Genomic DNA, 25,314 nt, shown 5'->3' with positions numbered 1-25,314 from the left:
TTTATTCACAATCTTCCAGGGGATTTATCCCTTTAACGCCTCATGAAAATAAGGAAGCACTAACCTAAGAAAAGTTTATAGGCTGGATTATCTGTTTCATCCCAGAAGGGGTAGCCTAATTGATTCAAAAAGACTTCAAAATTAATTTCATCTTCGGGTGGGACTTGCATACCAACTAAAACACGACCAAAGTCAGCGCCATGATTTCGGTAATGAAATAAACTGATGTTCCAATTGTGTCCCATGGTCTCTAAAAATTTCATGAGGGCGCCCGGCTTTTCTGGAAACTCAAATCTAAAAACCATTTCATTCTTAGCTTGAGGTGAGTGTCCACCGACCAGGTGTCTTAAGTGAAGTTTTGCAACCTCATTATTTGTAAGATCAATGGTAGGCAAGCCCTCCTTATCAAGCATGGCTTTAATCTGTGATGGCTCGTCCTTATCATTGGTTGCAAGACCCACATAAATATGCGCTTTTTTAGGATCTGAAAAACGATAATTAAATTCAGTAATATTCCTCTGACCTAATAACCTACAAAAGTTTTTAAAGGCTCCTGGAGTTTCAGGTATGGTGACTGCAAGCACAGCTTCTCTTTTTTCACCAATTTCAGCTCGCTCCGCTACAAAACGTAAACGATCAAAATTCATATTAGCGCCCGATGCAATGCCTACCAAAGTCTCATCTTTTAAATTATGTTTCTTGATATAAGCTTTCATGCCTGCAACTGATAAAGCTCCTGCCGGCTCCAGAATAGAGCGCGTATCCTCAAAAACGTCTTTAATGGCGGCACAAATGGCATCGTTATCCACCACAATCATTTCATCGACATAAGCCTGACAGAGTGGAAAGGTCACCTGGCCTACTTCTTTCACGGCTGCGCCATCAGCAAAGAGGCCTACCTGATCCAACACCACACGCTTGCCTGCTTTTAAAGATAAGCTCATAGCTTCTGCGTCTTTGGCCTCAACGCCGATCACTTTAATTTCAGGTCGCATCGCTTTGATATAAGTTGCCATGCCTGCAAGAAGTCCACCTCCGCCAACACAACAAAAGATGGCATGAATAGGTTTTTTATATTCATCTAAAATTTCTTTAGCAATCGTTCCCTGTCCCGCGATGACGTCGGGATCATCGTAAGGATGCACAAAAGTGAGGCCCTCTTTTTTTTCAATCTCGAGCGCATGTTGATAAGCATCAGAATAAGAATCACCCCATAGCACTACTTCAGCACCTCGATGTTTTACAGCATCAATTTTAATAAGGGGGGTTGTAGTAGGCATGACGATTACAGCGCGACATCCTAGTTTTTGTGCGCTTAACGCAACGCCTTGCGCATGATTTCCCGCAGAAGCGGTGATGACGCCTTTATCTAGCTGCGGTTTAGATAGGCCCGCCATCTTGTTATAGGCGCCGCGTAATTTAAATGAAAAGACAGGTTGTAAATCTTCCCGCTTTAAAAAAATCTGATTATGAAAACGGCTTGAAAGATATGTCTGAAATTCGAGTGGTGTTTTCTTTGCCACGTCATATACTCGCGCCTCATTAATACGTTTTACGTAGTCATTCTTCATATGCTAATTTTCAAGAGTCGCCTTGGCGTGTATGATAGATGTTAAAGCATCATTATAAATAAAATATAAGGGTTTAAGTAAAAATGGCATTCACGCAAGACGAATTAAAACAACAGGTTGCAAAGGCTGCGATCGAATATGTGAAGTCTGGCATTATTGGTGTAGGTACTGGCTCTACTGCTAATTACTTCATCGATGAGTTGGCAAAAGTAAAACATAAAATTGATGGCGCAGTGGCTAGTAGTGAAGCATCAGCAGATCGTTTACGCAAACATGGCATAGAGGTTTTTGACTTAAATAGTGTCAATAGTATGGATATTTATGTCGATGGTGCCGATGAAATCACTGAGCATATGCATATGCTCAAAGGTGGTGGCGGGGCTTTAACTCGAGAAAAAATTGTGGCGGCAGTTGCTAAAACCTTTATTTGTATTTGTGATGAAACAAAATATGTGCCTGTCTTAGGCAAATTCCCTTTACCTGTCGAAGTTCTCCCAATGGCTAAAAGCTATGTGGCTCGAGAACTTACCAAACTAGGCGGACAGCCTCAGTTACGAAATTTTACAACCGATAATGGGAACGTCATCTTGGACGTTCATGGTCTTGTCATTAAAGACCCTGTCGAAATGGAAGCGACTATCAATCAAATGGTAGGAGTCGTTACTAACGGTTTATTTGCGGCTCGTCCAGCCAATATATTATTATTGGCCACAAAAGACGGGGTTAAAACTATCAAAAAATAAGCTTATTAAGTCTTAAAAATGTCATATATAAGTAATATTATATAAGGTGTGAAATTGTAAGAGTTTAAAAGGATTACTAAAAATGGCTTCAGAACATAGTTATAAAGAGTACGACCTAGAATTAGAAGCGGTACGAGCGAAGGTCTTAAAAATGGGCGGTTTAGTCGAAGAGAATATTCTTTCTGCTATTGAGTCTCTTAAAAAGGACGATGTCGAACTAGCGAATAAAGTGATTAAAATCGACGAGAAAGTCAACGGCCTTGAAATGGAAATTGACGAAGATGCATCTCGTATTATTGCGAAAAGGCAGCCTGCAGCAGGCGACCTTCGTATGATCATCACAATTCTTAAAGCCATCACAGACTTAGAGCGCATTGGTGATGAGGCAACAAAGATTGCTCGCACAGCTATTCGTGTTAACGAAAATCCAAATATTAAAAAAATTAAAATCGGTGAAATTAAACTGATGGTAGAAGCTGTTCATTCGATGCTTAAAACCGTATTAGATTCATTCGCGCGACTAGATATTAGTAAAACAATTGAGATCGCAAAGAAAGATGAAGCAGTAGACGATCAGTATCGCGCAACCATTAGAGAGCTTCTCACCTATATGCTTGAAGATTCAAAAGCTATCTCAGTGTCTTTAGAGTTACTTGTTGTAGTCAAAGCGCTCGAACGCATTGGTGATCATTGCAAAAATATTTCAGAACATATCGTTTATGCCGTGAAGGGTGCTGACATTAGACACTCAACAATCAAAGAAATTAAAAAGACGATTGCTGAATAATCAATTTGCACAATAAAAAACACTTCCTCGGAAGTGTTTTTTTTCGTCTTCGTTTTTAATTAGCTTTTAGGTGGGACATATCCCGATGCGTTATCCGCGCCGTCACCAAAAAAATAAGCTTCCGTTTGTTCGGTTAAATATTTACGCGCCGCAGGATCCACAAAACTTAATCGGTTCTCGTTCACTAACATGGTTTGGTGCTTAAGCCAGCCAGCCCAAGCTTCCTTAGATACACTCTCAAAAATACGTTTACCTAAAGGCCCTGGGTAAGGGGGAAAATCTAAACCGTCTAATTCTTTACCTAACTTCACACATTTAACTGTTCTTGCCATAACTAAATATCCTTTGCATTGCAATCAATAAATTTATAAATCGTTAAGTTTGAGTATAGCAAAGATGTGCTACGATGTTTTCAAGTTGTTAGGTGATGTCTTCTTAAGGTTTATCTTCATTTAGGAAAACATTGAAACTGGGAAATAGGTGAGTGTAACAACAATTCCTATACTGCCCCCGCAACGGTAAGTAAGCGTGGATTCATACATACATGCCACTGAATTTATTTCGGGAAGGCCGTGAATCAAATCTTACGAGTCCGGAGACCGGCCTAGTAACTCACACAGAAATACTACGGGGAGTGGTATTTGATTTGTGAGTACTTTTCACATTTATTTTCTCCTTAAGGTATTTCTATTTTTTAATCTCATGCGGGGTTGCATGATTATTTGGAAATACTATGAAAAAAATTATTCTACCGAGTCTATTAGTAACTCAACTCTTTACAGCAAATGTTTTTGCTGAAACTGCTGTTAAACCAAGCGGTGTCGTTGTGACTGCTAATCGATTTAGCTCAACAGATTTTAATGCCAATCAAAGTATTAAAATTATCTCCCGAGATGATATTGATAATTCACCATACTCGTCTATACCAGATCTTTTAAGATCACAGGCTGGTATAAAAGTGTCTTCTCAATATGGTAATCAAGGTATAGATGCAATTGTTGATATGAGGGGATTTGGAGAGTCTGCAATTGGAAATACTTTAATACTGATTGATGGTCAAAGATTAAATAATGTAGATTCAAGCAGCATTCAATGGTCATCTATTCCATTATCAAATATTGATCATATAGAAATACTTCCTGGAAGTGGCGGGGTTCTATTTGGAGATAAGGCTTCTGGTGGAGTTATTAATATTGTTACAAATAAATCTGGCAAAAATTCTAGTTCTATAAAAACAACTTTGGGGAGCTATGATTTTATTGGATTAGATGCATATTTATCAGGTAGCAATAAGGGGTTTTATTATAATTCAGGCATTAGTTCTTCTAAAGAAAATGGCTATCGTGAAAATTCACAAAGTGTTTCAAATGCAATTTCCGGAAGAGTAGGAATATCTTCAGATAGATATGATTCCTTTATTGATTATTCATTATACCAACAAGAAAATGGTACTCCTGGCGCAATCAGTAGCAGTGTTTTTAATGCAAATCCAAAAGCGGCTCGATTTCAAAACAATTTTCAAAGAAAAGATGGATTTAAAGTTAGACCCGGATTAAATATTAAAATTAGTGATTCCCTTGAGTTTTCATCTGAATTTTCAGTCTCAAGACAAGGTTTTAAATCTGACAACCCAGATTTCCCTTCCAAATCTTATAGGGTTATTGATACATATACTTTCTCCCCTAGAATTAAATGGGATCACAATTTTTCCGGTCTTAAAAGTTCTTCAGTTTTTGGATTTGATTATATTTTAGGAAAATTAAATGTTAACAATTTTGGAAATGCCAATCAATCTGCGGAAGATAAATCTTATGGTATTTACTTGCAAAACACTACCTGGCTTGCAAGTTACCTGAATCTCACTTCTGGATTAAGGTCACATCACAACGAACAAAAAGCAAATCAAGATGCTTATACTTCTTATGGGCAATACAATCCTTACGTTCAAGGAGAAACATCTCAAAATAAAAAAGCTTATGAAATCAGCTTAAATTATTTTAAAGATAACTGGGGTGGCTATGTAAAAAATAATCAGGGATTTAGATTTGCAAATTTAGACGAGCTTTATGGATATGATCAAAACTATATCAGCACATTTTATGGAAATATTCTCAAGGCACAAATTTCTAAAAATAATGAAATTGGTCTTTTATACAAATCTAATGTTTTTGATGCTCGTGTTGCTTTGTTTAGAACAGAATTAACGAATGAAATAGCTTATAACAGTTTATTAGGGGCTAATACAAATTACGATCCAACCCTTAGGCAAGGCTTAGAAACAAATTTAAATTTTAAAATAACAGAAGGTGTGGACGTAAAATTTATCTATAGTTATCTAGATGCAAGATTTACGTCGGGTTCATTAGATTCAAAGTTCGTTCCTTCAGTCCCTAAAGAGGCTGGCTCATTTATTTTGGGGTGGAATAATCAGGAGTATGGCAAATATCTTCTTCAGGCAAATTATGTTGGTTCAAGATACTTTGCTGATGACATTCAAAATACTAAAGATAAGATGCCTCAGTATTTGACTTTAGATGCCAAAGCCACGTGGAAAATTAATGAATTTAAGATAAATTTAACTGGATTAAATATTTTCGATAAAAAATACGCACAATCTGGTATTCTAAACTTTAGTAAGACAGACTATTTTTACTATCCAGCCAATGGAAGAAGTTTATATATAAGCGCTGAATACGAATTTAAATAACTAATTAACTTTTTTATAACACTATGATCAATAACAATACTAAATACATCTATTTTTGCTTTATAACACTTTGTATGATTCTAACAAGGGGTAGTCATGTTGTAAGCCCATATGCTCTTCCTGATGCAAGTTTTGCACTTTTTTTAATTGGGGGCTTACTTTTAAAAAATCCTAAGTGGTTTTTTTCTCTTTTTGTATTTAGTCTCTTGATTGACTTAATAACTCTATTAATCAATAGTTCATATCAGATACCTGTTAATTTAGGTTACTTAGGATTATTACCTTCTTACGGAATAATGTGGTTTTTTGGTTTGCGTATTTCAAACACGAAAAGTTTCCTAAGGTTTACGGCATGTGGTGTTATTGCAACGCTAATAACATTTGTAATTTCAACTCAAACTTATAATTTACTCTCTGGTACTTTCCCTGATATCACTATTAAAGAGAGTATTCAAACAGGATGGGAATATCTGCCGCAAAGCTTTATCTATACGATGTGCTACCTTTTGGCTTACTGGGGCATTCAATCTTTATTTAAAAGACAGTTTGTTTCGAAAAAAGCTACTGCCCTGTAAATATTTAGGCGGTAGGATTTACAGTTTTTTATTTCTTCAATCCAATTTTATTTTTTCAGCCTAACCGCAACGCCCATTTGACTTAATGAAAGATATCAAATGAAATTTTTAACTTTACTTCTATCACTTCTCTTTGCATCTAATCTATATGCTGAAATGCAGACTAGTTTTTGTAATGCAATTGATGGTGGGGCTTTGTCTGTGCAATTTGATGAAGCAAAGCAAATTGTTATAGTCAATAAAATCCCCCAAACTAAAGTATCTATTGACGAGAAAAGTATGCGCTTTTGGAATGATAAATATGCTTATACTTTTAATAGAACCAATGGGGCGATGATGGTATATCTTGGGGAAGAGGTAGTAGGTGTTCTAGAATGCTCTTTCAAAAAATAATATTCATCACCTAACTGCTCTTCGCATCTATTTTGCATGCGGAAGTAGTGTGTAAAACTATTTTTTAATGATTTGAAGTATGAGGATGAGCGCAATAATTTGCGGAATGACAAATCCTAAAATATTTTGTGGGGCAATACCTACAAATGTATCTGTTAAACTTCGGGCAAATGTCACGGCAGGATTACAAAAAAAAGTAGAAGAAGTAAACCAATAGCCTGCGGTCACTGTTAAGGCCACAATCATCGCTATATGTTTCTTGGCATATTTCAATCCTAGATAAATCACTGTAAGTAACATCAGTGTTGCCATCACTTCACTGACCCAAACACCTAATCCAGTTCTTATCTTTGTTGATGTTTGAAGAATGGGTAGGTTAAACATCAAATGTGTCATCCAAACACCCGCAATTGCACCCGCAATCTGTGAAGCAATATAAGGCACTAAGTCTTTGCGTTTTAATTGTTTGTGGGTGTATGCCATCACACTGACTAATGGATTAAAGTGTGCCCCTGAAATGGGGCCTAAAATCATAATTAATACATAAAGCCCAGCGCCTGTAGCAATACTGTTACCAAGGAGTGTCACGGCATTATTACCAGAGGAAAGTGCTTGCCCCATAAGACCTGAGCCTGTGATGACAGATAATAATGCGGCGGTGCCAAGGAATTCTGTTAAATATTTTTTATTCATCATGGATGTCTTGAATAGCTTTCTTTAAGGATAACAAATCTAGTTGATCGATAGGTAACTGAATAAGTGCTTCAATATTCTTTTTTAATCCTAATAATATTTTTTGAAATGCTTCTCGTTTAATCAGATCTGTTCCTTCAATACTCGCAGGATCAGGAAATCCCCAATGTGCTATTGATGGATGACCTAACCAAATAGGACACGCTTCATTAGCTGCGTTATCACATACCGTAATAATGAAATCCATTTGAGGCGAATCAGGCAAACTATATTCATCCCAATTCTTGGATCGTAACTTCTCTTTTGGATAGCCCATTTCTATGGCTAACTCCGAAGCGAATGAATTTACTCGTCCTGCTGGATTAGAGCCTGCTGAATAACCAATAAACTTACCGCCACTTAAAGTTGTCACTAGTGCTTCAGCCAAAATGCTACGGGCAGAATTGCCGGTACAAAGAAAAAGAATATTGTAGGATTTCATACCAAAATTATAAGGGATGATAACGAAGTAATTATGACATCTCTACCCCAGCCCCAAATGTTCTCTTAAATGATGGTTTAGAATCCCTTCCGCCCCTTAACTAGACGCTGATATTGGCTAAATTCAGGGCTAAAACTCGGTAAAAGTCAGCATTTTTGCTATAATTCCGCTTCTTCACGGTTTTTATCGTGAGATTTTATCTGGCCAGGTAGCTCAGTCGGTAGAGCAGCGGATTGAAAATCCGCGTGTCGGCAGTTCGATTCTGCCCCTGGCCACCATTCAAATTTTAAAAAGCACTAACTAAGGAAAGTAATGAAAAAAAATACAAAAGTAACAATAGCAGTTGCACTTATTGGATTGGTTGCCACAGCAGCCGTCGCATTTAAATATGTTGGTGCCAGAACAAAGATTAAAGAATTAGAAGCTGTTTCACGCTTACAAAATTTAACTTTAATTGCTATTGGTAATAAGGATTATGTTCTTGCTTGCAAATCACAAACCGAAGCAGAAGAGTATTTAGGTAAAGTTCACTCAAAATCTGAAGACTTACTTGGAATGATTCATAAGAGCAATCAAGAGCTGTGCAACAAGGCTTTAAAAACACAATCTAAATAATTTAGATCAAATTAAAAAGCCAGCTCTCGCTGGCTTTTTTTATTTATAGTTTAGTAATTTCTCTAACCTAGCAAAAGATATGCCAATGTCATAATTTGTTAACAATTATCTACTAAGATGATCACGTGCATCAAAAGTGCACATCATTAATACAACCCAAAAGGATAAAGAAATGAAAAAGTCAGTACGTTTAAGTCTTATTATTGTCGCTGCTGTTGCAGCAATCTCAACCACAGTGGCTGCATCCACATTCATTCAAAGCAATGAAAAACTTCATGAATTAGAACGCGCGGCTCGCTTACAAAATTTAAGTGTTATCGCTATTAAAAATAATGATTTCGCACTTGCTTGCAAAGCTCAGACCGAAGCTGAGAAAGCTCTGTCCCAAGCAAATCTTCGCTCAGAAGATGTTTTAGGCATGGTAAACAAATCAAGCGATGAACTCTGTTCAAAAGCAGCAAAATTGATTGCTTCAAAATAATTGATTGCTTGTTTTAAAGAAAACCCGCTTTTAAGCGGGTTTTTTATTTTCTCAAAAGCCTTCGTTTTCTTTGAGATTGCTGAACTTTCTTATATCATGCCTACCTAAGAGAGTATGTGTATAAACACATACTTTAAAATTCAACATAATCAAGAAGGAATCATAGATGGAAAACTCTGGCACTTTTAAAAACATCATCATTGCAATCCTAATCGCTGTAGCGGGTTACTTTTCGTATAGCGCTTATAACGCTGAAGATCAATTGAGCTTACAAACTGCAGAAATTAAAAATCTAAATGGTCAAATTGCAACGCTAAACCAAAAAGTGACCGACTATGAAAAAGCTGACGCTCAAAAGAAAGCTGTTGTATCTGACTTAGAAGCAAAAGTAACGGCTCAAAGCAAAGATCTTGAAGATCTTAAAGCGCAACTTGCAAAATCTGTTAAGCCTTCAAAAGCAAAAGAAGCGCCTAAAGCTAAAAAAACAAAATAGTTTCAATCGTCACACATAAGGCTTACATGCCTTATGTGTGATTTTATTTTTTTAAGTCCCACAAAATGTTTGATAAGACTTATCTTCCTCTAATGGTGGCTCACCAAATACTTTCGAGTCCTCATAAGGCTTCAAAAGCGCTGCAATAAAATTATTTAAGAAACGGTAATCCTGATCCACCACTGCTAGCGATAAAGCTTTCTCCACTAAATAATTCCGCGGAATGACCGCTGGATTATGTTTTAACATCATGAGTTTTAATGTCTCTTCACCTTCTTTTTGTTTTTGAATGCAATGTATCCAGTTTTTATACCAAACTTTAAATGATGCATCTTTAAAAATAGCATCCTTTAAAATTGCATCCGACGAAAGATGTCTAAATGTAAGGGTATAGTCAGCTTTATTTCTTTGCATAAGCACTAGTAATTCATTGATTAATTCAATGTCGTTTGCACCCTCATTAAATAAACCTAGTTTCTCTCGCATACCTCTTAACCAAGCCTTTTGAAATTGATCTGAAAAATTATTAACAGACTGAGAAGCTAACTCAATTGATTTATCAGTATTGTGATCTATAAGCGGAATTAAAGTCTCTGCAAATCTTGCTAAATTCCATTGCGCTATAGGGGGTTGGTTCGCATATGCATAACGACCATGACGGTCAATCGAACTGAACACGGTTTCAGGGTGGTAATGGTCCATAAATGCGCAAGGACCATAATCAATTGTTTCACCACTGATGGACATATTATCTGTATTCATAACGCCATGAATAAAACCTACATGCATCCATTGACTAATAAGCAATGCTTGTCTTTCAATCACTGCATTTAAAAATGCAAGGTAGGGATTGTCCTTTGCTTTGCACTCAGGATAATGGCGATAAATCGTGTAATCAGCGAGCGCTTTTAATTTATTGATATCATTTAATGTAGAAGCGAATTGAAAAGTACCTACACGAATATGGCTTTTCGCTACGCGCGTCAGTATTGCGCCTGGCAACACTTCATCCCGCATCACACTTTCTCCTGTCGTCACTACTGCCAAACTTCTTGTGGTAGGAATCTTAAGTGCGAACATCGCTTCACTAATGATGAACTCTCTTAACATAGGCCCTAATGCGGCGCGACCATCACCACGTCTAGAGTAGGGTGTTTGTCCTGATCCTTTAAATTGGATATCAAAATGATCTCCTTCCGGATTGACGTGTTCGCCCAAGAGAACAGCCCGGCCATCACCTAATATACCAAAGTGTCCAAATTGATGTCCTGCATAGGCTTCTGCAATAGGGTGGGCTTTTTCAGGCAGTTCATTCCCACAAAAAATATTGCCCCAAGCCTCTCGACTTAAGGCTTCTTTATCTAATCCTAGAGATTTTAATAAAGGCTCGTTTAATAAAATAAGTTTTGGATTTGATACTTTTACTGGGAGCTGTTCAGCAAAAAAATCTTTGGGTAATTTTGTGTAGCTATGATTAAACTGCCAAGCTACCGTATTTGGCTTTTGCGCATTTATTTCATGCATGATGGATTTGATCGTTTGATAGCTAAAATTACTTACATGAAATTTCTAGACTGTAAGGCAAGCTTGCTGATTTATCTACAAGGCTATACCCGTTTGAGCATAACTTTTCTGATTTTGCATAACAAGCTTCCCAAAAAGCACAGTTAATAATATAAGTTTTGCTCGTATTTGATAGTTTACTCTGATTCGTATAGGTCATCATGCTGCAGCTTGAGAGTATGACAAATAAAAATAATAGCGTTATCTGTTTCATATATGTTTGTTTAAAAATTATGTAATTCATTATAGTAAAAATTTGCGGATTCACTAAAGGTTTATGAAACATAAGATAGAATTCGATATCAACTTAGATTAGGTTAAGCGTAATGCTAGAAAAATTAATTGGATTATTGGCTGTTTGGATTATGAGTGTGATATCCACTATGGGGTACGGAGGTATCGTATTGCTGATGGCGATTGAGTCAGCGTGCATTCCATTACCCTCTGAAATTATCATGCCTTTCGCAGGGTATCTTGTTTTTAAAGGCGAGATGGTGCTCTGGGTTGTTGCCTTAATGGGCGCGCTAGGCTGTGTATTGGGTTCTATACCTGCCTACTATGTTGGAAAAACAGGCGGCAGACAGCTTGCTGAAAAATATGGCCGTTTCGTTCTCATCTCTAAAAAAGATTTAAAGATGGCAGATGATTGGTTTAAAAATTATGGTGAGATTATTATTTTTATAGGCCGCCTCCTTCCAGCTGTTAGGACTTTTATTGCGCTTCCTGCAGGGATTGCACGTATGAATATGACTAAGTTTATTATCTACACATTTGTTGGCTCCTTTATTTGGTGCTGGGCACTGGCATATACAGGCATGGTATTTGGTGAGCACTGGGACACATTAAAAGTTTACTTTCACGAATTTCATTATGTCATTGCAGGTGGAGCAATCATTTTCATCATTTGGTATATCAGACGTCATTTTCAGAATAATTAAATGGCATCTCATTATCATATCGGTATTGACTTGGGTGGCACTAAGATTGAAGTGGCTGTCTTAGACGGTCAGGACAAAATACTTTTTCGGGAACGATTACTTACTGAAGCCCATTTGGGTAGCGCGCATATCTTTAACCAAATTCATGCGCTCTATACAAAAGCCCTCGTATCTATACAAAATAAAACACATTCTCTAGGCTTAGGCACGCCTGGTTCGATCTCAAAGAAAACACATCTCCTTAAAAACTCTAATACACTTTGCTTAAATAGCTTACCGCTCCAATCCCTTCTTGAAGACAAATTAGTGCATGACATCCTGATTGAAAATGATGCTAACTGTTTTGCTCTTGCAGAAGCGTTAATGGGAGCAGGTAAAGGATACCCTTCTGTATTTGGCGTCATTATGGGAACAGGCTGTGGTGGTGGCATTGTATTTGATGGAAAAATTAGACAGGGGCCACAAAATATTGCCGGTGAATGGGGTCATATGGTGATCGACCCTCAAGGTTATCCCTGTTACTGCGGTGCGAATGGCTGTGTAGAAAGTTTTATATCGGGTGGTGGTTTAGAAAAAAGAATTCAAGATAAAACAGGTAAGAAGCTCTCAGCGATTGATTTTTTTAATGCTTCATTGAAAGACGAATCTCTAAAAAATATTAAACAAGATTTTTATGCCCGATTTGGTCAAGCCTTAGCTAATCTTATTAATATCTTAGACCCAGATATTGTTGTATTAGGCGGCGGACTTTCCAATGAAAAAAGTTTATATAAGGAGGGTATTGATGAAGTTTATGCGCGTATTTTTAATGATATGCCTTCAACGCCGATTGTTAAAAACATGCTGGGTGACTCAGCGGGTGTGATTGGTGCTGCTTTAATTGGTCGAGGACTTACTCAGTAATCGTTTTTTCTTTTTCAGTCCTATAGATACAACTGGGCAAATGATTTTCAAGTAATCCATTAATTTTTACGGTATCTATTTTGCAAAACTTACATTGATAGGCATGTAATGCATCGCCTTGATGCTCTTGCGGATAATCGATATAAAATATTTGTCGTTTCATGATATGGATTATTCTACTTCAAATTACGCTTCATATAAAAAGTTACTCCCATTTGTCTTTTTCCTTTGACTCTTCAACGGTCTGCCATTGCATATTCGATGGAGCATCAGCGCCGCCTCGCTTCAAAGGCATAATGTGGTCAATAATATAACCAGGGCAAGCTCCAAAAGGCTTGCCTGTCGAAGGGCATGGCTGCATTTTTTTGAAAGCTTTCTTGGCTTCAAGACTTCTTTTAATGTGGCCACGTTTGTCCCGTTCACAGCTTACACAGTAATCTGAATGAACTGCGAAAAGTGAGGCACTAAAAAAAAGTGCAATTAAAAAAAATAAAAATTTCTGCATAAGTCGAGAATCAAGATGTTTTAAGTATAATTCTTATAAATGATACAACAGCTCTCTCTTGAATGGCTTAATTCTGAATCGCAAATACCACAGGCGTTATGGGATAGTTGCTTTCCAGCACCTTACGAAGGTCAATGGTGGTATAGATCACTTGAGTGTGCTCATCTTGAAGAGCAATTCACTTTTACTTACGGCTTGATTTCTTTAAATGGAGAGCCGATCGCCATTGCGCCTGCATTCATAATGGATGTGCCCATCGAGCTTGTAATGCCTCCGATTATTTTACCTATCGTAAAGTTAATCGGTAAAGTTATCCCGTCTTTCTTATATCAACGTACTTTTTTTATAGGGAGTGCCTGCTCTGATGAGGGGCATATCGGGATTGATCCAAAAATTTTAAAAGCTCAGACAGTAACACAAGGTGATATTTTTCTCTGTATTCAGGAAGCTGCTGAGACGCAAGCACAAAAATACAAAGCAGCTATGTTGGTATGGAAAGACTTCCCTAATACATACCATCAAACACTTGCTTCTATTTCTAAATCTAAAAATTTATTTCCTCTTATAAGTTTTCCGTCGGCACTTTTAAAACTAGAAGGCGAAAATGCTGATGATTATATAAACTCTCTCAAAGGGTCTAGAAGATACCAATTTCGCAAAAAATTAAAGAAAGCACTTCCAGCTCCCCTTGATGTGAGCGTAGTTCATTTACCTGACAATCAAACCCTTCATCAGCTCTACCGATTATTCTCAAGAACTTATTTAAAAGGTAAAACTAAATTTGAAGAACTCACGCCTGAATTCTTTGAATTTATTTCTCGCGAAAAAGAAGCGCACTTTATTATTTTAAGGCACCAGTCTTCTCAAGAAATTGTAGCTTTTATGCTTTGTTTTGATCTTAAAGAACATGTGATTAACAAATTTATTGGTATTGATTATGACGCCCCTAGAGATTGGTTTATCTATTTCCGTTTATGGATTGAAGCTGTTAATTGGGCATATAAGATTGGTGCCAAAACAATTCAAAGTGGCCAAACAGCATATCCTGCTAAAATCGAAACGGGTCATGAACTCGTGCATCTTACAAATTTCTGTAAACACCGAAATCACTTTATGCATAAAATTTATAAAAAAGTAGCAAGCTTGGTCAATTGGGATACGCTGGATCCAGACTTGGCAGTTTATTTAAAAGCCTATCCTGAAGAAAAGCCTGGCATTCAAGTAACAAAAGAAGAGGGAAATTAATGTGGATTTTATTTAAGCTTTTAATCACCTCAGGTATGGTTGTTTTTATTTCTGAGGTGGCTAAGAAAAGTGATCGATTAGGTGGGCTCATTGCAGCACTTCCTCTTGTCACAGTGTTGACTTTAATTTGGCTATATTTAGAAAAACAACCGGAATCTAAAATTGCAAATCATGCTTGGTATACTTTTTGGTATGTCGTGCCTACTTTGCCCATGTTCTTAGCATTTCCTTTTTTACTTAAGCGATTTGGTTTTTGGCCAACACTTGGGATATCTGTTGTCATGACCTTAGTTGCATTTTATATTTTTGCAAAAATTGTGAAACCCTACGGCATCGAACTCTTATAATCCACTATGAATTTTATTTTTAAATCTGTTTTAATGGCACTCCATCTTCTTCTGGCGCTGATCCTATGCGTCATGATGATTATTCTGCCAAGAAATATCACACATCTTCTTATTCAGTTCTGGGCGAAACGTCTCTTACGTATTTTAGAAATTAAAATTACACTCACTGGAGAAGTCTTAAAGTTTTTAGGTAAAGATAGCTATCTTATCGTTTCAAATCATATTTCATGGCTTGATATTCCTGTAATCTTTTCTTTAAAACCCGTCACATTCGTATCAGCAACCGATGTCAAAACATGGCCTATTATTGGAATGCTCGCTAAAATTTCAGGTGCTATTTTTATTGACCGCAATCGCAAATCAAATTTGCCTGAAGTCATTCAAGCGATGAACCATCATTTTAAAAATGAAAAACAATCGATATGCATCTTTCCTGAAGGCGTTACGTCAACAGGATACCAAGTGCTTCCTTTTAAGAGCAGCTTATTTCAATCGGCCTTTGAGGCTGACAAATTACTTTTGCCTTTCTCAATCAAGTATAAAGAAAATAACGTACTGACAAATCGTACGAGTTTTCACGGGGCTACGAGTCTGCTCCAATCATTTAAGCGGGTTGCTAAATCCAATCGAATCGAGGTCGTGGTAGATATTGGGCATCCCATCAAACCCTCGCAATCAAGAAAAGATCTGTCTCTCAAACTTCAAGAAGCCATTGCACTAAAAATTAACTAACCGCCCATTTATACGGCACACGTCTCGATGTTATAATGAAGGCATCTTAGATTATTTAATTTAAACATCATGTTAAAACTTACTGCTATTTACGCCGCGATTCTTACCTTTGTATACGTTAAATTAACATTAAACGTCATTAACTTAAGACGTCAAAATGAAGTGTCTTTGGGTGATGGCGGTCGAGAAGACTTACAGCAAGCGATTCGTTCCCACGGAAACTTTGCGGAATATGTTCCTTTAGGTCTCATTCTCTTAGGATGCCTTGAAGCCAACCATATTCATTGGACGATTGTTTTGCTTTTAGGTGGTGTATTTACTACGGGCCGACTTTTTTATGCAAAAGCTTTTCTGGAAGCAACACCCAATATGGAGCTTAGAGTGAGGGGTATGAAATTCACACTCTGGGGTCTTCAAGCGCTTGCTGCAACAAATGTCATTGCGCTGATCATTCAAATAATTCTTTAATATTTAACTTCATGAGTTCTTTTATGACCATTGATGCCGCAACCTTACACGGCATGATCAAGCAAGATAATTTAGTTTTAATTGATGTAAGAAATGATGATGAAGTTGCAAGAGGTATTATTCAAGGCGCGCAACATATTCCACTTGTAAGCCTTCCTCAGGCTTTCGACAAACTTTCCAAAAAATCGAGTATTGTTTTTTATTGTCATAGTGGCGTTCGCTCTGCTCACGCTGCATCTTATTTGGCTGAACATGATTATCATGACGTGTATAACTTAGCAGGCGGTGTTATTGCTTGGGCAAATGCCGGCTACACTTTCTCAGCACTTAAATAATATGCATTATGATTATGAAGTAGACGCAACGGGGCTTAAATGTCCTCTTCCCATATTGCGATGTAAAAAAGGCTTGAATGAAATTAAATCTGATCAGGTCTTAAAAATTATTGCCACAGATCCTGGAAGTAAAAAAGATTTTGATGCATTCTGTCGTCAGACAGGGCACGAGCTTTTATCTCTTCAAGATGAAAATGGTGCCATTACTTTTTTTATTAAGAAACGTCGTTTAAGCTAACTTTTTTAGTTGCCTATTTAACTTTTCAAAGCTTTCCTCGAACTCTTCTAAACGTTTTTTTTCTTGTGCTACCACTGCCTCAGGAGCTTTATCTATAAAGCTAGCATTTTCTAGCTTACCTTTAGCTTTTTGGATTTCAATTTGAATCCGATTAAGCTCTTTTGTAATTCTTTCCCTTTCTTCTGCGGCGTTCACCTCAACCTTAAGCATTAATTTAAAATCTTTGATTAACATCACTGGGGCATCGATGGCTGGAAGTTCTTCCACAATTTCAACATCAGTTAATTTAGCAAGCGCTTTAAGATATGGCGCGTAAAGCTCAAGTGATTTTTTATTGCCTGCAATCACAAGTGGAATTTTTTGTGCCGGGGAAATATTCATTTCGCCACGAAGTTTTCGGCATACATCTACCATCTCTTTTAAAATCGACATCCAGTGAATGCTGTCTTGATCAATTTTTTTACTGTCACTTTGTGGGTAAGGTTCTAGCATAATCGAAGGGCCTTTTTTCCCATTCATAGGGCCGATCGTTTGCCAAATTTCTTCAGTAATAAAAGGCATCACTGGATGTATTAATCGCAGAATAATCTCGAGTACACGTAAAAGTGTTCGTCGTGTTGCTCTTTGCTCTGCTTCGCTACCCATTTGTAATTGAACTTTAGCAACCTCAAGATACCAATCACAAAATTCATCCCATACAAATTGGTAAAGCTCTTGTGACAATAAATCAAATCGGTAATCTAGAAATGCTTTTTCAATAGCAGTTTCTCTCTGCTGCAATTCGCTCACAATCCAACGATCGGCTTTTGAAAATTCAAGATAACCATCGACGCATTCGCCAAAACCATTTTCTTTGCCTTCGCAGTTCATAAGAACAAAGCGTGTCGCATTCCATAATTTATTACAAAAATTTCGATAGCCTTCACAACGCTGAAGATCAAATTTAATGTCGCGTCCTGGACTTGCTAAACTCGCATAAGTAAAACGTAAGGCGTCTGTGCCAAATGCAGCGATACCTTCTGGAAATTCTTTGCGTGTTTTTTTAGTAATGGATTCGGCTTGTTTCGGGTTCATAAGCCCAGTTGTTCTTTTTTCAATAAGCGCTTCAAGAGAAATGCCATCGATCAAATCGATAGGATCCAAAACATTTCCTTTTGACTTACTCATCTTCTGACCTTCTGCATCACGAATGAGTCCATGTACATACACATGCTTAAATGGAATTTTTCCAGTAATGTGTTTAGTCATCATGACCATTCGAGCGACCCAGAAAAAGATAATGTCAAAACCTGTCACCAATACTGTCGAAGGCAAATAAAGATCGAGCGCTGGGTTGGATGCTTTTGGATAGTCAGGCGTCCAATCAAGCGTTGAGAAAGGCCAAAGTGCGGATGAGTACCAAGTATCCAAGACATCTGGATCACGCTTTAAATTTCCCTGATAGCCATCTTTTGCTGCTAAAGCTTTTGCTTCTTCCTCGTTATGTGCAACCCATATCTGACCTTCATCACCATACCAAGCTGGAATTTGATGCCCCCACCATAGCTGCCTTGAAATGCACCAATCCTGAATATTGTTTAACCACTGGTTATAAGTGTTCACCCAGTTATCTGGGTAGAATTTAATTTCACCTGTCTTTACAACATCGAGTGCTTTTTCTGTAATGCTTTTTCCGTCATGCGTTTTTTTTGTCATCGCTACAAACCATTGGTCGGTAAGCATCGGCTCAATCACCACATCTGTTCTGTCACCTCGTGGAATTTTAAGTTTATGTTTCTCAGTTTTTATAAGAAAACCTTGAGCCTCTAAATCTTCTACAATTTTTTTACGTGCAGCAAAACGTTCTAGGCCTTGATAAACTTTTGGTGCTGATTCATTAATATGTCCGTCAAGTGTCAAAACACTTATCATAGGTAATTTATGGCGCATGCCCACTGCGTAGTCATTGAAATCGTGCGCAGGGGTCACTTTCACAACACCTGTCCCGAAGGTTTGATCTACATAATCATCTGAGATGATAGGGATATCACGATCACATAAAGGGAGCTTTACCATCTGCCCAACAAGCTTTTGATAGCGCGCATCCTCGGGATGAACCATGATAGCTACATCCCCCAACATCGTTTCCGGCCTGGTAGTTGCAACCGTTAAATGGCCTTCACCAGATGCGAGTGGGTATTGAATATGCCATAAGAATCCATCTTCTTCTTCTTGAACGACTTCTAAATCAGATACCGCTGTCTGTAATTGAATGTCCCAATTCACTAAACGTTTACCGCGATAAACGAGTCCCTCTTTATATAAACTGACAAATGTTTCAGTCACCGTTTTTGATAAGCCTTCATCCATTGTAAAACGTTCGCGTGACCAATCTGGCGAAGTCCCTAAGCGACGCATCTGTTCAGTAATGGTGCCGCCTGAATATGCTTTCCATTCCCATACTTTTTCTAGAAACTTTTCTCGTCCAAGGTCATGTCTTGAAATGCCTTCTTTATCAAGCTGTCTTTCAACCACAATTTGTGTCGCAATACCTGCATGATCAGTTCCGGGCTGCCATAAGGTATTTTCGCCCTTCATGCGGTGATAGCGAGTTAATGCATCCATCAGAGTTTGATTAAATCCATGCCCCATATGCAACGTTCCTGTCACGTTGGGTGGCGGCAATAAAATACAAAATGAATTTTTTTGCTTAGTATCTAAGCCTGCTTGATAGAAGCCTTTTGATTCCCAAAAATCATACCAATGACTTTCAATATCTTTTGGGCTAAAAGGTTTAGACAGATTATTTTCCATGAATAAAACACATAGAGGATTTGTTAAAGATTCATTTTAACATAGGGATAAGTGATATCAGGCCTCATGGCAGATGTCTGCCATAAAAAATCACTTAGAACATACGGTGCAGGATGGGTCTTTTTTAAGTTGGATATTTTTCCATTGCATGGATTTCACATCAAGCAATAGTAAGCGACCTTCTAAAGACTCGCCTATACCTAAAATAATTTTCATTACTTCAGCAGCTTGAGCAGTTCCAATCATGCCTACTGTAGGCGAAAAAACACCATTGTCAGCACAGCGTGTTTCATTGCGATCGCCTGTATCTGGAAATAAACAGTGATAACAAGGGCTCTTATCATGTCTCATATCAAAGACGCTAATCTGGCCCTCAAATCCTACAGCAGCACCGGAAACTAAAGGCTTTTTTAACTCCACTGCAATTCGATTAAGCGCATACCTTGTCGCAAAATTATCTGAGCCATCAATAATGACATCCACATCTTTTGCAATGACTTTCATACTTGCTTCAGTTTGTTTTTCTGTCACTGCAATAACTTCTACATCTGGATTAAGTAATTGAATAAACTGTTTTGCGGAAGAGGCTTTATTCACACCGACTGATTGTGTGTCATGAATGATTTGTCTTTGTAAGTTACTTAAATCTACATCGTCAAAATCACATATGGTCATTTTTCCAACGCCAGCAGCTGCGCAATAGATTGCAATAGGTGCGCCTAAACCACCTGCACCTACAATAAGAATATGACTATGAAGAAGTTTTTCTTGCCCCTGATACTCAATATCAGGCAATAAGATATGACGGCTATATCGAAGAAGTTGCTGATCGTCCATGCATGCATTAAACATTAATTAAAGTTGAAATGACTATATCGTCTATTAACTGTTGATTCAATGCATTTAAAAAACTGGGGTGGCTGATGGGGCTCGAACCCACGACAACAGGAATCACAATCCTGGACTCTACCAACTGAGCTACAGCCACCAATGAACTAAAAATTGGCCTGCCCGACAGGAATTGAACCTGTAACCCCCAACTTAGAAGGTTGGTGCTCTATCCAGTTGAGCTACGGGCAGCTTAACAACACAAAGCGTGTTACAGAAAATCCTTTTTTTCTATAAAAAGTAAGATGCTAAATCTGGTCGGGGTGGAGAGATTCGAACTCCCGACATCCTGCTCCCAAAGCAGGCGCGCTACCAGGCTACGCTACACCCCGAGGCCGAGAATATAGCCTAATTAAGGGCGTAGGTCAAATGAAGCGGCCATCTTAGCCCTCATGATTTCTTCTATTTACGCTGGTTTAGCGGCTTTTTTATGGCCTGATTTACCTTTTTTACCCTTACATGCATTAAGTTCTTCTTTGGACAATGTGCCATCACGGTCTTTATCCATAAGATCGAAATCTTCTTTGCAAACAACCTTTGCTTCTTCACGATCAAGCGTTCCATCACGATCAATATCCGCTTCTTCAAATGATTTTTTTGTATGCATTTTACAATGTTCGCCCGCACCATCATGTGCTGCAAAAATAGGTGTATTTAAACCAAAAATTAATCCCAGTGAAATTAACCAGACACTTTTCTTCATAGCCTTAAGCTCCTTTAAAAAATAATTTATATTAATCATACTCTTCGATACCTCTTCTTACAAAAGATTCAACCAGTATGGATATAGTTAAAAATTCAATATGTTAAAATGATGTCTTTTATTCATTGATCAATCCATGACAGCCAAGATAATTGATGGAAAATCGGTTGCTGAAAATCTTCTTCAAGATCTCAAAAAAGAAATTGGCGTGAGATCAAAAGAAGGTATTCAAAATCCGAGCTTAGCGGTCATTCTTGTAGGTTCTGATCCTGCGTCGTCCATCTATGTCAAAAATAAACGGTTGGCCTGTGAAAAAATAGGTGTGAAATCGATTGCTTATGATTTACCTAATGAAACATCTGAAAAAGAACTTATAACGCTTATTGAAACATTAAATAATGACGCCAATATCGACGGCATCTTAGTTCAGTCGCCTTTGCCTGCTCATATTAATAATGACGTCATTTTTGAGACTATTTCACCACATAAAGATGTCGATGGATTTCATCCTAAGAATATTGGTCTTTTAGCAATAAGGCAGCCCCAATTAAGATCTTGTACTCCATACGGTGTCATGAAACTTATTGAAGCCACCCAGCTTTCAACCCGAGGACTTGATGCAATCGTCGTGGGTGCATCCAATCATGTAGGTCGCCCTATGGGCTTAGAGCTTCTGTTAGCAGGCTGTACTGTCACTATATGTCATCGCTATACCCAACATCTCCAACAAAAAATTGAATTGGCAGACATCGTTATAGCTGCGGTTGGTATTCCAGGCATGATTAAGGGAAGTTGGATTAAACCTGGGGCAATTGTCATTGATATTGGCATTAACAGGCTTGAGAGTGGAAAGATTGTAGGTGACATTGAATTTGATATCGCCAAAACAAGGGCCGGTTTTATCACCCCTGTACCAGGGGGGGTAGGTCCTATGACGGTTGCAACATTAATGGAAAATACGCTTCTCGCACAAAAGCTATCTACCCAATAAATAGTCGTAAAAATAGGTCAATTACATCTTGCTTTCATAGTCGATCAGTGTAAACTTTCGCGATTATTTTCATTTGTTTTTACTTTAGGATTAAAAAATGGCAGTTAAAAAAGTAGCTAAAAAAGTTGTAGCTAGGAAAAAAGCTCCAATTAAAAAAGTAGTGGCTAAGAAAAAACCAGCGCCTAAAAAAGTCGTTGCTAAGAAAAAGCCGGCACCGAAAAAGGTTATAGCTAAAAAAGTTGTAGCCAAGAAAAAAGCTCCAATTAAAAAAGTAGTGGCTAAGAAAAAACCAGCGCCTAAAAAAGTCGTTGCTAAGAAAAAGCCGGCACCGAAAAAGGTTTTAGCTAAAAAAGTCGTAGTGAATAAAAAACCAGCGCCTAAAATGGTTGTAGCTAAGAAGCCTACCCCTGCAAAAATTGTCCCGCTTAAAGTTAAAGGCTCACCTCAAAAAGGCCTAAAACAATTTAGATCTTATGAAGCTAAAAAAGGTGAAGGCTACATGAGCAAAAGCCAGCTTAATCATTTCCGCTCGATTCTTAATGAATGGAAAGCGGAATTAAGCCAGGATATCGATCGCACTGTGCACACGATGCAAGATGAACTGACTTCACATGCAGATCCTAATGATCGCGCAAGCCAAGAATCTGATATGGCGCTTGAACTTAGAAATCGTGATCGTGAACGCAAACTTATCAAAAAAATAGATGAGACTTTAAGAAATATCGAAAGCCAAGATTATGGATACTGCGCAGGCTGTGGTGAAGAAATCGGTTTAAAACGTTTAGAAGCACGTCCTACCGCAACACTTTGCATTGATTGCAAAACGCTTGATGAAATCCGCGAAAAACAAATGGCGGGATAATGATTTGTTAAAATAAAAAACCCGGGAATCCCGGGTTTTTTATTGTCTTAAATCTATCTAAAACAAATTAGTCTTCTTTCTTACTTTCTGCTTTTTCTTCAGCAGGCGGCGGCTCAATCAGTGCTTTAGCACTTACGCGAACACGGCCTTTATCATCCACTTCAATCACTTGCACTTTAACTTTTTGTCCTTCAGACAAGAAGTCAGTCACTGCATTCACACGTTGATGTGCAATTTGTGAAATGTGAAGCAAACCATCTTTACCAGGAAGAAGAGATACAATTGCGCCAAAATCTAACATCTTAATCACAGTGCCTTCATAGATTTGACCTACTTCAATTTCTGCTGTGATTTCTAAAATACGGCGCTTTGCTTCTTCGCCTTGAAGACCATCCACACAAGCAATCTTAATAGTGCCATCATCTTCGATATCAATCGTAGCACCTGTTTCTTCTGTCAAGGCTTTAATCACTGATCCACCTTTACCGATCACTTCACGAATTTTATCTGGATGAATTTTCACAGTAATAATTCTTGGTGCAAATGTAGATAGCTCTTGACGGCTGCCTTTCATTTCTTTTTTCATGATCGCCAAAATATGCTCACGTCCTTCTTTTGCTTGGCTTAATGCAACTTGCATAATTTCAGTTGTGATACCTGTAATTTTAATATCCATTTGAAGAGCTGTAATACCGTCTTCAGTACCCGCTACTTTAAAGTCCATATCACCCAAGTGATCTTCGTCACCTAAGATATCTGTAAGAACAGCAACACGATTACCTTCTTTGATAAGACCCATCGCAATGCCTGCTACGTGGGCTTTGATTGGGACACCTGCGTCCATCAATGCTAAACAACCGCCACATACAGATGCCATAGAGCTTGATCCATTTGATTCTGTAATTTCAGAAACGACACGCATCGTATAACTAAAATCTTCTTTAGAAGGCAGTACTGCAATCAATGCACGCTTAGCTAATCGACCATGACCAATTTCACGACGCTTAGGTGTGCCTACACGTCCTGTTTCGCCTGTTGCGTAAGGAGGCATATTGTAATGAAGCATGAAGCGATCTGAATACTCACCTTGAAGTGCATCAATAGTTTGCTCATCGCGACCTGTACCTAATGTAGCAACTACAAGCGCTTGTGTTTCACCACGCGTGAAAAGTGCTGAACCATGAGTTCTTGGAAGAACGCTTGATCTAATTGCAATCGGTCTGACTGTGCGAGTATCGCGTCCATCAATGCGTGGCTCTCCATCTAAAATTTGTGTGCGCACTGTTTTTGCTTCTAAATTAAAAAATTCATTTTTAATTTTATTAGTTTCAGCAGTATCTGTATCTTCAGTAATAAGCTTTGCGAATACTTTATTTTTAATTTCATCTAACTTAGCTGAGCGTTCGCCTTTTGATTTAATTTGAAATGCAGCATGCACATCCTTTGCCGCTAAATCATGAATCTTTTTAATGAGAGCTTTATCAGGCTCAGGAGCAACCCAATCCCATGGCTCTTTGCCAACTTCTTTAGCTAGTTCATTAATCATTTTAATCACAGCTTGCATTTCTTTATGACCATGAAGCACAGCGCCTAACATTACGCTTTCAGGTAATTCCTTTGCTTCTGATTCCACCATCAATACAGCCGAATCTGTTGCCGCAACCACAAGATCGAGCTCACTTTCTTTTAATTGTGATGCTGTTGGATTCGTCACATACTCTTCGTTAATATATCCGACGCGCGCAGCACCAATAGGTCCATAGAAAGGAATGCCGGAAATAGCTAATGCAGCTGAAGCACCAATAATTGCTGGAATATCAGAATCAATTTCACTGTCAGATGACACTACCATCGCTACGATTTGAATTTCGTTGTAAAAACTTTCTGGAAATAAAGGACGTAATGGACGATCAATTAGACGTGAGGTTAGTGTCTCTTTTTCGCTTGGGCGTGCTTCTCGTTTGAAAAAACCGCCAGGAATTTTACCTGCAGCATATGTTTTTTCTTGATAATCAACTGTGAGTGGAAAAAAATCTTGGCCTTCTTTTACATCGTGTCTTCCTACAACTGTCACTAATACCGCTGTATCGCCATAACTTACTAATACTGCGCCATCAGCTTGTCTTGCTATTTCACCTGTTTCCAGTGTTAAGGTGTGTGCACCAAATTGAATACTTTTCTTAATTGCTTTAAACATAATTTACCCTTTTCTTTTTTCATCCGCTATTCACTTCTTAATAACGAATACATTAACTAACATTTAA

General features: G+C 37.9%; 29 protein-coding genes, 4 tRNA genes and 1 riboswitch. Of the genes, 19 read left to right on the top strand and 14 right to left on the bottom strand.

What is annotated here, in order from left to right; all coding sequences use genetic code 11:
- Positions 1-59: 59 nt before the first annotated feature.
- Complete coding sequence (gene ilvA / locus FIT79_RS00445; protein WP_028818139.1) at positions 60-1,571, bottom strand: threonine ammonia-lyase, biosynthetic; 1,512 nt, start codon at positions 1,569-1,571, stop codon at positions 60-62.
- 83 nt (positions 1,572-1,654) lie between these two features.
- On the opposite strand from ilvA, the gene rpiA reads away from it, so the two are divergent.
- Positions 1,655-2,314 (top strand): ribose-5-phosphate isomerase RpiA, encoded by a 660-nt coding sequence (gene rpiA, locus FIT79_RS00440; protein ID WP_139866675.1) that lies wholly within the window; start codon positions 1,655-1,657, stop codon positions 2,312-2,314.
- Positions 2,315-2,396: 82 nt separating this feature from the next.
- A complete protein-coding gene (gene phoU, locus FIT79_RS00435) occupies positions 2,397-3,101 on the top strand; it encodes a phosphate signaling complex protein PhoU (protein WP_139866673.1) in 705 nt (234 codons plus the stop codon).
- A gap of 59 nt (positions 3,102-3,160) precedes the next feature.
- Here phoU and FIT79_RS00430 read toward each other — a convergent pair whose 3' ends face one another.
- Positions 3,161-3,433: an oxidative damage protection protein gene (locus FIT79_RS00430; RefSeq protein ID WP_028818136.1), complete on the bottom strand. Its 273-nt coding sequence runs from the start codon at positions 3,431-3,433 to the stop codon at positions 3,161-3,163.
- A 78-nt stretch (positions 3,434-3,511) separates the two neighbouring features.
- Positions 3,512-3,723: riboswitch (cobalamin riboswitch) on the top strand.
- A 111-nt stretch (positions 3,724-3,834) separates the two neighbouring features.
- Between FIT79_RS00430 and FIT79_RS00425 the strand changes: the two genes are divergently transcribed.
- The 3 genes from FIT79_RS00425 to FIT79_RS00415 all read left to right on the top strand — a co-directional run bounded on the left by FIT79_RS00425 (position 3,835) and on the right by FIT79_RS00415 (position 6,776).
- Positions 3,835-5,808, top strand: coding sequence for a TonB-dependent receptor (locus tag FIT79_RS00425; RefSeq protein ID WP_139875294.1), 1,974 nt, complete (start codon positions 3,835-3,837; stop codon positions 5,806-5,808).
- Between the two features lie 74 nt (positions 5,809-5,882).
- Positions 5,883-6,383 carry a hypothetical protein gene (locus FIT79_RS00420; RefSeq protein WP_139875293.1) on the top strand — a complete coding sequence of 167 codons (501 nt, stop codon included), beginning with the start codon at positions 5,883-5,885 and terminating at the stop codon, positions 6,381-6,383.
- A gap of 99 nt (positions 6,384-6,482) precedes the next feature.
- Complete coding sequence (locus FIT79_RS00415; protein WP_139875292.1) at positions 6,483-6,776, top strand: hypothetical protein; 294 nt, start codon at positions 6,483-6,485, stop codon at positions 6,774-6,776.
- A 57-nt stretch (positions 6,777-6,833) separates the two neighbouring features.
- Here FIT79_RS00415 and FIT79_RS00410 read toward each other — a convergent pair whose 3' ends face one another.
- Both FIT79_RS00410 and FIT79_RS00405 read right to left on the bottom strand, forming a co-directional pair.
- On the bottom strand, positions 6,834-7,472 hold the full coding sequence (locus FIT79_RS00410) for an aquaporin (RefSeq protein ID WP_139875291.1): 639 nt from the start codon (positions 7,470-7,472) through the stop codon (positions 6,834-6,836).
- The gene (locus tag FIT79_RS00405) at positions 7,462-7,950 is read right to left on the bottom strand and encodes an arsenate reductase ArsC (RefSeq protein ID WP_139875290.1); all 489 of its coding nucleotides are present in this window, start codon (positions 7,948-7,950) and stop codon (positions 7,462-7,464) included. Before FIT79_RS00405 ends, FIT79_RS00410 begins: the two co-directional genes overlap by 11 nt.
- A gap of 202 nt (positions 7,951-8,152) precedes the next feature.
- Between FIT79_RS00405 and FIT79_RS00400 the strand changes: the two genes are divergently transcribed.
- The 4 genes from FIT79_RS00400 (at position 8,153) to FIT79_RS00385 (ending at position 9,539) form a co-directional block, all read left to right on the top strand.
- Positions 8,153-8,228 (top strand) — tRNA-Phe (locus tag FIT79_RS00400).
- A gap of 34 nt (positions 8,229-8,262) precedes the next feature.
- Positions 8,263-8,565, top strand: coding sequence for a hypothetical protein (locus tag FIT79_RS00395; protein WP_139866661.1), 303 nt, complete (start codon positions 8,263-8,265; stop codon positions 8,563-8,565).
- A 172-nt stretch (positions 8,566-8,737) separates the two neighbouring features.
- Complete coding sequence (locus FIT79_RS00390; protein WP_139866659.1) at positions 8,738-9,046, top strand: hypothetical protein; 309 nt, start codon at positions 8,738-8,740, stop codon at positions 9,044-9,046.
- A 166-nt stretch (positions 9,047-9,212) separates the two neighbouring features.
- Positions 9,213-9,539, top strand: a complete 327-nt coding sequence (locus FIT79_RS00385; protein ID WP_139866657.1) for a uroporphyrinogen-III C-methyltransferase — start codon at positions 9,213-9,215, stop codon at positions 9,537-9,539.
- 51 nt (positions 9,540-9,590) lie between these two features.
- Here the strand turns inward: FIT79_RS00385 and FIT79_RS00380 are convergent, their stop codons facing one another.
- On the bottom strand, positions 9,591-11,063 hold the full coding sequence (locus FIT79_RS00380) for a protein adenylyltransferase SelO (protein WP_139875289.1): 1,473 nt from the start codon (positions 11,061-11,063) through the stop codon (positions 9,591-9,593).
- A 365-nt stretch (positions 11,064-11,428) separates the two neighbouring features.
- On the opposite strand from FIT79_RS00380, the gene FIT79_RS00370 reads away from it, so the two are divergent.
- Both FIT79_RS00370 and FIT79_RS00365 read left to right on the top strand, forming a co-directional pair.
- Positions 11,429-12,040 carry a DedA family protein gene (locus FIT79_RS00370; RefSeq protein WP_139875288.1) on the top strand — a complete coding sequence of 204 codons (612 nt, stop codon included), beginning with the start codon at positions 11,429-11,431 and terminating at the stop codon, positions 12,038-12,040.
- Positions 12,041-12,943, top strand: a complete 903-nt coding sequence (locus FIT79_RS00365) for an ROK family protein (protein ID WP_139875287.1) — start codon at positions 12,041-12,043, stop codon at positions 12,941-12,943.
- Here the strand turns inward: FIT79_RS00365 and FIT79_RS06705 are convergent.
- A complete protein-coding gene (locus tag FIT79_RS06705; protein ID WP_189340243.1) occupies positions 12,933-13,106 on the bottom strand; it encodes a hypothetical protein in 174 nt (57 codons plus the stop codon). The genes FIT79_RS00365 and FIT79_RS06705 overlap by 11 nt on opposite strands.
- A gap of 42 nt (positions 13,107-13,148) precedes the next feature.
- Positions 13,149-13,448, bottom strand: a complete 300-nt coding sequence (locus tag FIT79_RS06740; protein WP_223259586.1) for an HNH endonuclease signature motif containing protein — start codon at positions 13,446-13,448, stop codon at positions 13,149-13,151.
- Positions 13,449-13,487: 39 nt separating this feature from the next.
- On the opposite strand from FIT79_RS06740, the gene FIT79_RS00355 reads away from it, so the two are divergent.
- The 6 genes from FIT79_RS00355 (at position 13,488) to FIT79_RS00330 (ending at position 16,813) form a co-directional block, all read left to right on the top strand.
- Positions 13,488-14,693 (top strand): GNAT family N-acetyltransferase, encoded by a 1,206-nt coding sequence (locus FIT79_RS00355; RefSeq protein ID WP_139875286.1) that lies wholly within the window; start codon positions 13,488-13,490, stop codon positions 14,691-14,693.
- The gene (locus FIT79_RS00350; protein ID WP_139866646.1) at positions 14,693-15,040 is read left to right on the top strand and encodes a DUF3147 family protein; all 348 of its coding nucleotides are present in this window, start codon (positions 14,693-14,695) and stop codon (positions 15,038-15,040) included. Before FIT79_RS00355 ends, FIT79_RS00350 begins: the two co-directional genes overlap by 1 nt.
- 6 nt (positions 15,041-15,046) lie before the next feature.
- The gene (locus tag FIT79_RS00345; RefSeq protein WP_139875285.1) at positions 15,047-15,772 is read left to right on the top strand and encodes a lysophospholipid acyltransferase family protein; all 726 of its coding nucleotides are present in this window, start codon (positions 15,047-15,049) and stop codon (positions 15,770-15,772) included.
- Between the two features lie 69 nt (positions 15,773-15,841).
- The gene (locus FIT79_RS00340; RefSeq protein ID WP_139866642.1) at positions 15,842-16,240 is read left to right on the top strand and encodes an MAPEG family protein; all 399 of its coding nucleotides are present in this window, start codon (positions 15,842-15,844) and stop codon (positions 16,238-16,240) included.
- Between the two features lie 11 nt (positions 16,241-16,251).
- The gene (locus tag FIT79_RS00335) at positions 16,252-16,575 is read left to right on the top strand and encodes a rhodanese-like domain-containing protein (protein WP_139866640.1); all 324 of its coding nucleotides are present in this window, start codon (positions 16,252-16,254) and stop codon (positions 16,573-16,575) included.
- A 1-nt stretch (position 16,576) separates the two neighbouring features.
- Entirely contained in the window at positions 16,577-16,813 is a 237-nt protein-coding gene (locus FIT79_RS00330; RefSeq protein WP_139866638.1) for a sulfurtransferase TusA family protein, read from the top strand.
- Here FIT79_RS00330 and FIT79_RS00325 read toward each other — a convergent pair.
- The 6 genes from FIT79_RS00325 to FIT79_RS00300 all read right to left on the bottom strand — a co-directional run bounded on the left by FIT79_RS00325 (position 16,805) and on the right by FIT79_RS00300 (position 21,197).
- Positions 16,805-19,606: a valine--tRNA ligase gene (locus FIT79_RS00325; RefSeq protein WP_139875284.1), complete on the bottom strand. Its 2,802-nt coding sequence runs from the start codon at positions 19,604-19,606 to the stop codon at positions 16,805-16,807. The genes FIT79_RS00330 and FIT79_RS00325 overlap by 9 nt on opposite strands.
- A 90-nt stretch (positions 19,607-19,696) precedes the next feature.
- Positions 19,697-20,443 carry a HesA/MoeB/ThiF family protein gene (locus tag FIT79_RS00320; protein WP_139872306.1) on the bottom strand — a complete coding sequence of 249 codons (747 nt, stop codon included), beginning with the start codon at positions 20,441-20,443 and terminating at the stop codon, positions 19,697-19,699.
- 75 nt (positions 20,444-20,518) lie between these two features.
- Positions 20,519-20,594 (bottom strand) — tRNA-His (locus FIT79_RS00315).
- A 15-nt stretch (positions 20,595-20,609) separates the two neighbouring features.
- Positions 20,610-20,686: transfer RNA gene (locus tag FIT79_RS00310), tRNA-Arg, on the bottom strand.
- Positions 20,687-20,749: 63 nt separating this feature from the next.
- Positions 20,750-20,826, bottom strand: a tRNA-Pro gene (locus FIT79_RS00305).
- 74 nt (positions 20,827-20,900) lie between these two features.
- Complete coding sequence (locus FIT79_RS00300; RefSeq protein ID WP_189340241.1) at positions 20,901-21,197, bottom strand: EF-hand domain-containing protein; 297 nt, start codon at positions 21,195-21,197, stop codon at positions 20,901-20,903.
- Positions 21,198-21,333: 136 nt separating this feature from the next.
- On the opposite strand from FIT79_RS00300, the gene folD reads away from it, so the two are divergent.
- Together folD and dksA are read left to right on the top strand one after the other, a co-directional pair.
- A complete protein-coding gene (folD, locus tag FIT79_RS00295; protein ID WP_139875283.1) occupies positions 21,334-22,188 on the top strand; it encodes a bifunctional methylenetetrahydrofolate dehydrogenase/methenyltetrahydrofolate cyclohydrolase FolD in 855 nt (284 codons plus the stop codon).
- Positions 22,189-22,687: 499 nt separating this feature from the next.
- Entirely contained in the window at positions 22,688-23,050 is a 363-nt protein-coding gene (gene dksA / locus FIT79_RS00285) for an RNA polymerase-binding protein DksA (protein ID WP_049814329.1), read from the top strand.
- Positions 23,051-23,117: 67 nt separating this feature from the next.
- Here the strand turns inward: dksA and pnp are convergent, their stop codons facing one another.
- Positions 23,118-25,247 carry a polyribonucleotide nucleotidyltransferase gene (pnp, locus tag FIT79_RS00280; RefSeq protein ID WP_028818164.1) on the bottom strand — a complete coding sequence of 710 codons (2,130 nt, stop codon included), beginning with the start codon at positions 25,245-25,247 and terminating at the stop codon, positions 23,118-23,120.
- Between the last annotated feature and the right edge of the window lie 67 nt (positions 25,248-25,314).

The organism is Candidatus Methylopumilus universalis (genome assembly GCF_006365315.1).
In the GTDB taxonomy this organism is placed as follows: domain Bacteria; phylum Pseudomonadota; class Gammaproteobacteria; order Burkholderiales; family Methylophilaceae; genus Methylopumilus; species Methylopumilus universalis.
Note: the sequence above shows the minus strand (reverse complement) of the source record. Positions and strands in the feature narration are given on the sequence as shown.